Below are 12,629 nucleotides of genomic sequence, written 5' to 3'. Positions count from 1 at the left end.
GAGAATGCTCTATGTTGTACAGGACATCGTACGTATTATTGTACAATATTTTATATAAATATATGCTGCACCACGATACTTCTATGTTAAAATATTATCACTTAATAACTGTTAAAAATTTGTCACTTAAATAACTGGAACTTATCCACATTGATCAGTTAATCCTACCAAAGAGCGCTGCATATAACAATGCCTCTTTTGCAGAAAGGAGAACAGGCGGATTTATGAAAACAGTCAAATTTTCTTACGCAAACACAACACAGGATCTGCAGGTTCCGGACGATACACCAGTCCTGACCAGCAAGGTAGAGCAGCTTACGAGCGACCGGACAGGACTCGATATTGTTCGCGAGGCGATGGAGAATCCCATTGACAGTCCTCGTCTGAGCGAACTCGCAAAAGGAAAAGATAACTGTGTTATCATCATCAGTGATCATACAAGACCTGTCCCCAGCAAGGATATTCTCCCCAATATGGTCCGTGAGCTGCGCGAAGGCAGCCCCGACATTAAGATCAAGCTGCTGGTCGCCACCGGTTTCCACCGTCCTACGTCTATCGAGGAACTCAAGAATAAGCTCGGCGATGCGCTTTATGAGGAGTTCAAGGACGATATCGTCGTCCATGACGCCCATGATCCTTCCAGAAATGTCAAAGTAGGATCACTCCCCAGCGGTCCCGACTGCATCATCGACAAACTGGCGATGGAAACACAGCTCCTGGTAGCGGAAGGCTTCATTGAGCCTCATTTCTTCGCCGGTTTTTCCGGAGGCCGAAAGAGCATCCTGCCCGGTATTGCGGACGCTGTCACCGTCATGGGCAACCACTGCTCCAAGTTTGTCGACAGCCCTTATTCCCGCCCCGGTATTCTGGATCATAACCCCATCCACGAGGATATGCTTGCCGCAGCGAGAATGGCAAAGCTTGCCTATATCGTAAATGTTGTTATCGATGGAAGCCAGAAGCCCGTTGCTGCCTTTGCCGGTAATTTTGAGACCGCGCACCGCAAGGGCTGCGATTTCATCTCGGATTATGTGTGTGTGAAGCCCGCTTATGCGGACATCGTCATAACCACCAACGGCGGTTACCCTCTGGATCAGAACGCCTACCAGTCTCCCAAGGGTATGACTGCCGGCGAAGCGTGCGCGAAGGACGGTGCGGTCATTATCATGCTGGCTTCCTGCATGGACGGAACAGGTGGTGATTACTTCTATCACATTATCGCGGATGAGCCCGATATCGAGACTGCTTATCAGAAATTCCTTGCGACGCCCCAGGAAAAGACCTCTCCCGACCAGTGGTGCAGCCAGGTTCTGGCCCGTATTGTCCGTAAATACAAGGTCATTTTCGTCGCTGATGAAAACCAGAAGGATATGATCGAAGGCCTGAAGATGGAATACGCCCCCACCCTTGAAGCCGCTTACAAGCGCGCCAGAGAGATCAAGGGAGAGGATGCATCCCTGACCTGCATCCCGAACGGCATCTCCGTCGTTGTCAGAGAATAATCGACTCCCCTTCTGTTGGATCAATACACGATCCAAATTGAAACACAAATTGAAACATATGAAATGCTCCCTTCCGGAAAACAGGCTTTTTTCTATTGCCTGTCCGTCCGGAAGGGAGCATTTTTTCTTAGTGTCCCGTACTGCAGCGATCTGATCTTTCAGTCATATGCTTTCAGTAATAATTCTGTCAGTAATAATCCTGTCAGTAATAATCCTGTCAGTAATAATCCTGTCAGTAATAATAGCGTCAGTAGTAATACCCGGTCTGTCCTTGAAAACACATAGCATACTATTATAGAATAATGGCAAAAAAGTATTCAGGACGCACGTCGCAGCGCGCAGACAAAATTCATACAGATCTGCAGGTTTAAGGCCATGTCCACAATAAGAAAGGATTAGCACAAGTGTTTGAGATCAGAGAAAAAACGAATGAACAGCTTGATACTCTGCAGCACGGAATGAACCTTTTTCATGAGGCTCTTTCCGGGGGCCGGAAAGCCTGTCATGTCACCAGAGAAAACGGTGATGATTATGATATCGTCTATACCAGGAACTTTGATTATGTACTTCCGGCCATGCCGGAAGCCTACAGACACTTGGTAATATACTGGGATTTCCTTACCTATGATGAAGAAGATACAGCCCACATAGTCCTGGATCAGTTTCAGAACCGGAAGAAGGTCGTATTCCTGGAAACCAATGAATATACCATAGTGATCGGGCGCATTCTTCTTCGCGACAGGAAGGATATGGATCTTTATTATCAGGATCCCCGGATACTGTGGTTCTTATCCGAATCAGAACATCTGCATGTGGGCGGAGAGGTTCCGGAGGATACGGAGGAAGTGCTTTTTGTTACCGCCCCCCTCGGCAACAGTTATCAAAATACAACCGGGAATAAGCTGAGCGTGCTCGCAGTCTTCCAAAGTATGTTTTACCTGCAGGCTGTTACGGAAAAGCCGCTTGACAAGATCAAGTACATACATATGCACTTTGATTCCGGATTGACAGGAATCGGAATGATCATGTCTCATGTTATCCGCATGGAGAGTATTTTTTCACACGCAGGCTGGAAAGCATATATCGAAGGTGATTACATAGGCAAGTATTCCGGCAGATTTGTGCGCAGCTTATTGAATCTGCCCGATGTTCCCGAAGATGCGGATGATGAAAACACAATCATATATGACGAGATACTGCTCTCCAGGCTTTCAGTCACCTACAACGGCCAGCATGCTGACAGAATCATCGAAAGAAAATGGTTTAAGGACCAGTTGATTTCGGAAATGGATGAATACGCGGAGGCCGTGATCGGGGATAAAAAAATACTGGGTGTCTATATCAGAGGCACGGACTATATCACTACAAATATATACGGTATCAGCAAACAGGCCACCGTTCCGGAAATGATCCCTATGATCAGGAACTGGATGGATGAGTACAGTTTTGATGGGATCTTCCTTGCCACAGAGGACGAAGGTATTTTGCGGGATATGAGAGCCGAATTCGGCTCACTCGTAAAAATCGTTGCGCAGGAACGGTTCAGTGTGGAAGAGTTTAAGACGGTAAAGCTTATTGCGGAGCTCGAAAACGAAAAGTATGCTCCCGATGAAAAAGAAGAACATATCGAAGATATGACTGTAAACTATTTTTACGCAATGTACGTTCTCTCCAAATGCGACAGTTTTATTGCTTCAGGATTAAGTAACGGTATAGATATGGTAAAAGGTTTTAATCTGGATCATTTCCGCCATTACTATCAATTCAGTGTTGGAATGGCATGAGCTGCCGAAAACCACATGATTTGATCCGTGTTTAAAACGCGGCGGGGGGAGTTTTATACAAAATGGAGAAAGCCCTTCACGGCAGTTCTGATGCAGATTTTGTTCTGCCCTTTCAGTACCGTCGCGAGGGGCTTTTCAATATTTATTTTTCAAATTTATCCAGTATGGACAAAAGAGCGGGTTTGATGAAAAGCTGTTGAACCCTGCCGTGAAATATCAGATTTCGGCGATATATAATCAGTCTGTATCCAGGATAAATCTGAATTCCACTCGTCTTGAAGCTTCCCTTCTATTTTAGTCAAATCTGCAGACCAGATCAATTGACAGTTACCTTGCAGGTGACTTTTTTACCGCTGCCGTCCCGTGCGGCGGCTGTGATCGTCACGGTTCCCTTCTTTATACCCTTGACGACACCCTTCTGGGTCACGGTCGCAATATTCTTATTGCTGGTGGTCCACTTGAGGGATTTGTCATTGGCGGAGGAAGGTGCGACTGTCACTTTGAGGGTGGTGGTCTTACCCTTCTTCACAGTGAGTTTGGTCTTGTTGATCGTCAGTTTCGTGACGGGCTGTCTGACCGTGATCTTGCAGGCGGCCTTGACCTTGCTGCCGTCCTTTGCGGTCGCTGTGATCGTCGCGGTTCCCTTGGCGATGCCCTTGACGACACCCTTGGAGTTCACTGTGGCAATCTTCTTGTTGCTGGTCGTCCAGGTGACAGACTTGTCATTGGCGGAGGAAGGGCCCGCGGTGGCCTTGAGGGTAATTGTCTTATTCCTCAGGATCGAGGCCGATTTCTTATTGAGTGTGATCTTGGTGACGGGCTGTCTGACCGTGATCTTGCAGGCAGCCTTGACCTTGCTGCCGTCTCTGGCCGTCGCCGTGATCGTCGCGGTTCCCTTGGCGATACCCTTGACGACACCCTTGGAGTTCACTGTAGCGACCTTCTTGTTGCTGGTCGTCCAGGCGACAGACTTGTCGTTGGCGGAGGAAGGGCCTGCGGTGGCCTTGAGGGTAATTGTCTTGTTCCTCAGGATCGAGGCTGATGTCTTGCTGAGGGTGATCTTGGTGACAGGCTGTCTGACTGTGATCTTGCAGGCGGCTTTCACGCCGCTGCCGTCTTTTGCCTTAGCCGTGATCGTAGCGGTACCCTTTGCAACGCCCTTGACAAGGCCCTTGGAGTCCACAGTCGCGATCTTCTTGTCGCTGCTGGACCAGGCGACTGCCTTGTTTCCGGCGTCAGAGGGAGATACAGTCGCTTTGAGTGTGACTGTCTTTCCTCTGAGAATGGAGGCGCTGGTCTTGTCCAGTTTGATCGAGGAGACAGGCTTCGTGACTGTCACTTCGCAGGCTGCCGTAGCTCCGGTATCGGCTGCGTCTGCCGCGGCGGCTGTCGCGGTGATCGTAGCCCTGCCGGGGGCGACAGCGGTGATCTTTCCGGCCGCGTCTACTGTAGCGACAGCGGCATTGCTTGTGCTCCAGAGAACCTCTTTGTTTTCCGCATCAGCGGGGGTGACAGTAGCGGCAAGTGTCTCGCTTTTTCCTGCCGTGAGCGAAAGCTTCGTTTTGTTCAGTGTGATCCCGTATCTGATGGCAATGGCCTTGGCGTAAGCATCCTTATAGGCTTCCATTATGGCCCTGGAGGAGTGGGTCGCGCCGGAGACGATGTCCACGGACGCCGGCTGCCCGAGGAGTTTCTCCCTGATGGTATCCCAGGCATAGCCCGCAAAGTCCTCATTGTCCTCATCATCGTTATTCTTTAAAGAGAAATCCGTCAGCGAAGCGAGCTTACCGCCGCTGAAAGCGGCCTTGAAGGTAACGGAGTATCCGAAGTCCTCCACGACGGCGGTTCCTTCATACGTACCGTCATTCGGGGTCCCGTTGGAGGGAACTTCGAGCTTCTCAATCTCAGGAGCCTTTTCGACCGTGACCGCGCAGACTGCGAATACCGTGTCGTCGCCGTCGCAGGCTGCGGTGATCTTCGCCTCCCCGGGGGCGATGGCGGTGACTCTGCCCTGCCCGTCCACTGTTGCGACTGCTTCGTCGCTGCTGCTCCAGAGAACCTTTCTGTTTTCCGCGTCCGCAGGAGCCACGACCGCACTGAGCGGCATGCTCTTTCCTTCCGTGATCGTAAGCTCCGTCCTGTTCAGGGTAATCTCATACTGCGTTGTGATCCCGAAAAGGGCGCGGTAGAACGCGGCGTAGTCCACGATGCCGTAGCCGTAGGAATTGTCGAAGCCCTCCGGACCCGCATCGCGGGCAGTAGCCTTCAGCATTTCCCTGAACTGTTCGGGTGTGATGTCCCTGTCATGCTGTTTTGCGGCGACAGCCATAGCGGCAGCCAGAGGGGATGCGTAGGATGTACCCTCCGCCAGCTTGCAGCGGTCATTCCGGCTCAGATCCAGAACCGCAATGCCCTCACCGGGGGCAGTGACCAGGACCTTGTCGTTTTTCTGCGAGGTGGAACGGACCGTTCCGTTCAGATCCACCGCGCCGACGCTGATGACCTCGTCGTAGGCAGCCGGATACACGTAAGGATCTTCGCCGTTGTTTTCCGCCTTGGAGCTGTTGCCTGCGGCGCCGGTGACAATGACCTTGCTTTCCTCGGCGTGCCGGACTGCGGCCGCGAGTTCGTCCGTGTCCTTGACCTCGAGGCTGGTGGTGATCACGTCGACATGGTAAATGTCGACTGCGTCATTGATGGCCTGTGCGATCATGAGGCTGGAGGCATCGTCGAGCTTCTTGCTGGGCGTGACCTTCAGGGGGACTACCTTCAGCTTCGGGAACAGGCCCGCTACTCCGATGCCGTTGTCCGCCTTCGCCGTCAGGATCCCGGTTACGGCAGTCCCGTGCCCGGATTCATCTATAAGGGCGTCCGCCTTCATTTCAGCACCGTCGTCATAATTGTAACCGTCCAGGATCCGATCGTAGTCGATGTCCCGATGCGCGGGAGTTACACCACTGTCGATCACGGCAATGGTGATGCCATCACCGTCCAGGCCCTTCTTTTCAAAAACCTGGGCATTGATGAGGTTGAGATATTTTTCCTGCAGCTTGTAATATGTGTCGTTGTGGCTAAGGTCAGTCCCGGCCTCGGGGCGGGTCTCCGTGATGGCTTCGTATCTGTCTGCCCTCGACTCGATCACGATGCCGAACCCGGCGGCGGCAGCCTTCAGCTCATCCAGGCCCTGGACCAGGCCGGCGGCATAGCTTCCCAGCTCGGCGTAAGCGGCGGCAGCGGCCCTGACGGCGGCTTCCGTGTCCTCGGCCCCGTCAATGGCGGCGATCAGGGCGTCCGTATGGGCGGCCGCGGCCTGGCCCAGCGTCTTTTCCGTGGCCTCCAGAATACCCCGGGAGGACATGGTTGCCCTCGACACGACGTCGATGTCGGTGGTCTGCCTCTCCACGATGATCTCGTACAGAGCAGCCGCTCTGGAGTAGTAACTTTCCGTCTCGAGCAGGCTCTCACCGGTCACGGAGGCAATTTTCCCGTCCTCGACCCGGGTGGTCACGCGGATGGCGTCTTTTCCGCCATGGCCGTCTCCGGTGGCGGTATAGCTGCCGTCTGCCCAGACGACATCTCCATTCGATGCTGTATTGACAGGCTCGGTATAGGCGTCGGGATAGAAGCCGGTGGACATGATCACACCGTCGATACCGCCGTTATTACTCCAGGCGGGGATCCCGTTGCGCCCGTTGGACTCGCCCACGACGAGCAGCTCGCCGTCGTCAAAAGCAAGGACGCAGTTGATCCAGTCGCCCTGGCGGGTGCCGTAATTCTCGGACCACTCGACATGGCCGTCGACGTCATATTTGACCAGCACGCCGTCCTGCGCGCCATAGTTGCCGAAATCGTAGCCTTCCGCCACCAGCTCGTCCGACTGCATGACGCCGGACTGCGTGCCCGCGAAGATAAAGCCCCCGTCCGGGGTCGCCGTGACGCTGGCGTGCTTGCTGCCGATGTCGTCCGTCGTGCGGTAGCAGATGGTCCCCAGGCAATGAGAGCCGAGCACCTCGCCGTCAGCGCTGTAATGCACCCAGAGGGCATCGTTGGCACCGTAGACCCTCCAGGCCTCCTCACTCGCCGCATCGTTGTCCGCCTCGCCGGATACCACGATGGTCCCGTCGGCCAGCACGGCAACGCCATTGTACTCCGCCTTGATCTTCTCGAGCTCAGTGGCAGGAACCTCTGTCATCTTGTTATTGTCGCGCCCCGCGGAGCGGTGCCAGATAAGGGATCCGTCAGAGCCGTCCAGTTTCGCAACGAACGCGTCCTGAACGTTCTTCGCCACGTTGTGGTAGCCCACGATATAGATGTCGCCATTCGCATCCACTGTCATATCCGTCAGGCGCTCACTGGGACTCGACATGTTATAGGCGTCCTCCATGACGCCGTAGTTGTGCAGAGATGTAAATACCGGCTCGCCGCTGCTGTCGAATTTCACCACGATTGTGTCGGAACCACTCCCCGCTACGCGGTTGGGGATCCCGTCATCCGTGCCGTCCTGCGGTTCCCAGAGCTGGACCGTGTCCCTGTAATTCGTCTGGTCTTCGGACGAGGTGAAGAAACCGGACTTGCTGGCGCTCCATCCTGCCAGCACGAAGCCCCCGTCCGCCGTCGCCGCGACGCCATAACCCTGGTCTCCCGAAGTACCGCCGATGCGGTAATCCACATAGTCGTCCGGATCGTCAGGGTTGACGAGGAGCAGATACCAGGAAACACCCTTGATGTTCTGATCCGCGCTCTCGAAGGATGCCCGCCCGAGGGCCGCGATGCGCCCATCGGCGAGAACGTCCATGCTGTTGAAGACCTCCACTCCTTCTCCGCCGTATGCCTTCGACCACTGAAGCTTGTGGTCCTGGTCAAATTTGAGCAGGATCGCGTCGTTGTTGGAAGCTTTTCCGCTGTGCGTCCACTCCGGATCCTGGCTTTCGCCCATGGAATAACCCATGGCCACAAAGCCCCCGTCCAGTGTCTGTGCCGCGCTCAGCAAAGAATCCGTCTGTATCCCGCCGAAATTTTTCCCGGACTGGAACACAGGGGCCTCCCCCCGCGGGCCGCCAGCCGCGCCGGAAAGGGCTTCTCCGAAGGCCTGTTCTTCGTCGATTTCGGGGACTACGTCGGCAGTTTCCCCGTCTCCGGAGCCGTCCTTATCCTTTTCCTTATCATCCTTTCCGGAACCTGTGACGCTCTCCGCGGCATCTTCATCAGTCCCGGGGATGGCGCCGGCAGCTTCCTCCTCTCCGGAGCCGTCTTTATCCTCGACATCCTCCCCGGAATCGGCGATGATCTCCCTGGCATCTTCATCAGTCCCGGAGATGACAGCGGCAGTTTCCTCTTCTCCGGAGCCGTCTTTCTCTTCGAAATCCTCCCCGGCATTCGTGATGATCTCCCCGGCATCTTCGGCAGAGCCGTCGATGTCGTCCCGGAAATCCTCCCCGGGCTGCGCATCTGTTTCCGCCGCGGGTTCCATATAGGATGCGACGATCCTTTCGCCCGTCAGGACCACCCTGCCATCGATAAAGGCCCAGGTAAACAGTGCGTCATCAGGGATCTCGTATAAGGTGATATTGACCGGATACTCGGCAAATTCCGCGTTCAGCGCATCAGCGACCTGCTCGCAATCCGCCGGCGCGTAAGCCTGGAGGCCCTCCGCAATCCCGTCGTAGTACATTTCACCCGCGGGAGCGCCGGCAGCGTCTTCCGCGTCAATGGCCGCGATTGATTCGGCTTCGTCGCTGTAGTCTGCCCCGTCTCCGGATGTACTCACAGGGACTCCCCCGCCAATCGGTGCGGGAGGTGTGACCGCCTCCCCGCCGGCCGTCATGACGCTGTCCCCGTCAAACCAGCTGCTGCAGGCCCTGCCTCCGGCCTCTACCAAGCCGGAAACCATGCCCGTATAAGAGGAGCCTTTTTCTGCAGTAATACTGCCGCTGACACGGCAGCCCACGACGTCGCCCGCATCCACGGCGGCCAGTCCGCCGACAGCCGTAATGCCTTCGAGTCCGTTTTCGCTCTCAGCACTGCCGCTGAGCTCGCTGTCGGACCAGCAGTTGGCGACCAGGCCGCTGTTGACCTGGGCCACAATACCGCCGACCTTAGCCGCGTCTCCTTCCACGACCGTTCCGGACAGGATGAGTTCCGTGCTGCAGTTTGTGATTGCGCCCTCGTTCTGGCAGGCCGCGATGCCGCCGATGAAAAGCTCGCCGCTGTCCTGGACAGCAGTGATCATGCCATCCACGTGGCAGTTATCCACCCATGCCCCTGCGGGGGAGTCATCCTGCACAGCGTCCATATTGCCCGCAATGCCCGCGACACAGGAGGAGCCCGGCCATTGTCCGTTGACGAAGACGTTTACCAGATTCACGTTCCTGACGACGGCGGTCTCTCCCAAGGTGCCGAACAAACCAAAGCAAGGGTGCTCCGGCTCCGCCTGCGCGGCTGCCTCCTGCGTCCCCAGGTGCATACCGCTGATGCAGTACCCCATTCCATCAAAGGTTCCCGCAAAGGCATATTCACCGAGGCCGACCGGCGTCCATTCCCTGTCGGAGAGGTCGATATCCGCGCTCAGGACGATGGTGCAGCCGCTGTAGTCAAGTTCCGCTCCCAGGGACGCGGCGAAGGCGTACATCTGGTCCGCGTTATCGATCACGTAAGGATCCTCCTCAGTGCCTCTCCCGTAGGAAAAGATTTCTCCGGGAGACGCTTCCGGATCAGCACTCACGGCTGCGTCTTCGGACGAGACTTCCTCCGGGCTGTCGGCTTCTTCGCCGCTTCCGACAGGCTCTGCGTCCTCGTCATTTCCGTCAAATTCTGCATCTTCCTCGTTCCCGGCAGACTCTGCATCCACAGCGCCTTCCTGATACTCATCATTCTCCGGCGCTTCTTCATACTGCGGTTCATCCTCTGACGCGCCCTCCGGCACCAGACCTTCCTGCGCCGTATCTTCTATCGGCGCATCTGTATTCTCTGCATCTTCCGAAGGATCAATATACGGAGAAGCATCGACATATGGATCAGAATACGGTTCGGAATAGGAATCTTCCGCTGCATCAGGATACAGATCCAAAGAGGGATCTTCCGTTTCCTCGGGCACGTCCTCATCCGGGTCTGTGTACATGTCTTCTCCCGACCCTGTTTCCTCCTCCAAAACCGCATCCGGTTCGCCGGCATAAACGGCAGCCTGAGGCGCCGCCAGCCCCGCAGCCAGGGTGGCGGCCAGGAGGCACGATGCCAGCCTTCTGCTCAATGCCAAGCCTTTTCGTCTCATATTGTCTCCTTTCTTTTCTTTATACCTGTTTACAGTTACAGACCCTTATCCCGGTCCGGGCTTTACCGCTGCCCGGTTCCTGTTTGTACAAATTCCAGTTCCTGCTCGATAATCACCCGATGGTATCGATCGACGATTTTAATGAAAACAGAAAGTTAACAGTAGAAGATAGTTAGTCTTATCTAACATGTGCATATTAGCATCTGCTGTCCAAGCTGTCAAGCGGGAGTCCCAGGTTCAGTCCAAGATGTTCCATTTTCAGGTCCCCGGCAAAGCGCCGTTCTCCTGGTACCGTTCCATGATGAAAAACACCATAGTGGCCGGTTTTGAGTATTCAAAACTCGCCGCTCTGTCATCGGTCTCATCTTCTTTCTGACTTTGTAAAAAAAGAAAGCGCCCGTCTTCAAAAATGATTGAAAACAAACGCTTTTTGCTATATTCACTATTCAGTTGAAGAAATGATTACAAAAATGAAATTCCAGTCAATCTACCTGCGCTCTGAGCGCGGAAAACCGTCACAAAAGAAGGGGACGGACCTTGTCAGACCGTTTTCTTCCGGAAAACCATTTCCCGGACCGCACAGTATTTATCCGCCATCATCACAACCACTGCCTCTTTGGACTGCGGCGGATGAAAAAGTGTCAGCGGCCACATATGGCTGCGGATGATATTTTCCTCTTTTTTGTTGAGGGACATCACCTTTTTCGCGTTCCTGACCGCCAGTTCCGGGTGGCTGACGCCGTGGCGGTAGTCGCTGAGTCCTGTTTCCGGGATATTGTAGAGATAAAAGTCGTGCAGGACCGCGCCCTTTGCCAGCGCCCTCTCGTCAATATCCAGTCCCAGCCGGTCCGCGATTCTGAAGCTGACCATCGCGACATTGAGGACATGCTGCAGCGTGGTATTTCCCTGATGCTGTTCATATCCTGCCATGCGCTGGATCTCCGGATTATTCAGAAGATCATTCAGTTCAGACACAAAGAGGTCCCTGTTACAGTGGTGTTTCATCCAATATGCCCTCCATACAGATGGGATCAGTGCGGATTCCTGATCACAGCAAAAGCGTGACCGGCCCGGCCAGTCTCAGAACCAGCCGGACCAGACCCCTGCCCCGTGATTTATCATCCCTGTACAGCTGTATCACTCCACAGCAGCAAAGATCTCCGGCATATTCTGCAGCCAGCTTTTAAGCCTCTTCTTCCTCTTCAGCAGGTTCTTCCGGCGCAGGCTGGATGCGCAGTCCCTCTACCACAGAGGCTGCCAATTTCTTCTTGGAACCGAAATGAAGATAAACAAAACCGAAGATGCAGAAAACGACCGCCCCGATGAGGTTGACCAGCAGGTCCTTCATTGTGTCCAGGATACCGATGTCCAGATAGCCGCCCTCCACTTCAAAAACCTGGCCGGAGGCGGTAAATATCTGAGTTTTTATGATATCTGCCACTTTGATCGCCTGCTGGTTGTTCGTCGGATCCAGCTTACACGACTGGAAGACCTGCACAATGAAGTCCTTCTGCATGTCCTGGCCAAAGAACAGGTCCCCGGCACACTCAATAAACTCCCAAAGCACACCGATCGTCATAGAGAAGCAGAAGGCTACCATGGTCAGATACAGCGGCGAAAGATGGACATTTTTACTGTTCCGGTTAAGCAGATCAATGGTGACAAAGCCCACAGCCGCAAACAGAAAGCCGTTGAGAGTATGAAGCGCCGTGTCCCAGATCGGGATTTTAGTATAATAATTATGCAGTTCTCCCAGGATCATCGCTGCGAAAATGAAACAGTAGATGATGCCCTGGAAGAGCCCGGGGATCTCCACCTGCAGCGAACCCTCCAGGAAGCTGGGGAGGATGAACAATACAAGAGTCAGCAGGCATACTGCCGCGCCCTCATAGTTATGGATGAGGATGCTGCGGATCAGCGCGGCAAGCACCATGAGCCGCAGGATCGTGTACAGGATAAACGTACCCTTATTTTCCTTGATCCTGTTATGAAGTCTTTTCAGGTAATTGTTTATTGCTTTCACGTTATCTCTCCTTAATCATAGTGGAAGGAGACCATGTCCCCGAATGTATTAAA

The 12,629-nt window shown here is 54.2% G+C and carries 5 protein-coding genes; 2 read left to right on the top strand and 3 right to left on the bottom strand.

Annotated features, from left to right (window positions below):
- The first annotated feature begins 224 nt into the window (after positions 1–224).
- Both larA and BLT02_RS12290 read left to right on the top strand, forming a co-directional pair.
- Entirely contained in the window at positions 225–1,502 is a 1,278-nt protein-coding gene (gene larA, locus BLT02_RS12300) for a nickel-dependent lactate racemase (protein ID WP_092995898.1), read from the top strand.
- 404 nt (positions 1,503–1,906) lie between these two features.
- Positions 1,907–3,286 (top strand): O-fucosyltransferase family protein, encoded by a 1,380-nt coding sequence (locus BLT02_RS12290; protein WP_092995892.1) that lies wholly within the window; start codon positions 1,907–1,909, stop codon positions 3,284–3,286.
- Between the two features lie 316 nt (positions 3,287–3,602).
- Here the strand turns inward: BLT02_RS12290 and BLT02_RS18115 are convergent, their stop codons facing one another.
- From BLT02_RS18115 to BLT02_RS12275, 3 genes are all read right to left on the bottom strand, one after another.
- A complete protein-coding gene (locus BLT02_RS18115) occupies positions 3,603–10,553 on the bottom strand; it encodes an Ig-like domain-containing protein (protein WP_092995889.1) in 6,951 nt (2,316 codons plus the stop codon).
- A 540-nt stretch (positions 10,554–11,093) separates the two neighbouring features.
- Positions 11,094–11,558: an HD domain-containing protein gene (locus BLT02_RS12280; protein ID WP_092995886.1), complete on the bottom strand. Its 465-nt coding sequence runs from the start codon at positions 11,556–11,558 to the stop codon at positions 11,094–11,096.
- Positions 11,559–11,736: 178 nt separating this feature from the next.
- Complete coding sequence (locus BLT02_RS12275) at positions 11,737–12,576, bottom strand: DUF2238 domain-containing protein (RefSeq protein WP_092995883.1); 840 nt, start codon at positions 12,574–12,576, stop codon at positions 11,737–11,739.
- Positions 12,577–12,629 lie beyond the last annotated feature (53 nt).

Origin of the sequence: Sarcina sp. DSM 11001 (assembly GCF_900101015.1) — a bacterium.
Classification (GTDB): Bacteria; Bacillota; Clostridia; order Lachnospirales; family Lachnospiraceae; genus CAG-791.
Note: the sequence above shows the minus strand (reverse complement) of the source record. Positions and strands in the feature narration are given on the sequence as shown.

What these genes read in the sequence shown, in the direction of transcription:
- larA (WP_092995898.1), top strand. Translation starts at nt 225, where the DNA reads ATGAAAACAGTCAAATTTTCTTACGCAAACACAACACAGGATCTGCAG.
- BLT02_RS18115 (WP_092995889.1), bottom strand. Translation starts at nt 10,553, where the DNA reads ATGAGACGAAAAGGCTTGGCATTGAGCAGAAGGCTGGCATCGTGCCTC.
- BLT02_RS12280 (WP_092995886.1), bottom strand. Translation starts at nt 11,558, where the DNA reads ATGAAACACCACTGTAACAGGGACCTCTTTGTGTCTGAACTGAATGAT.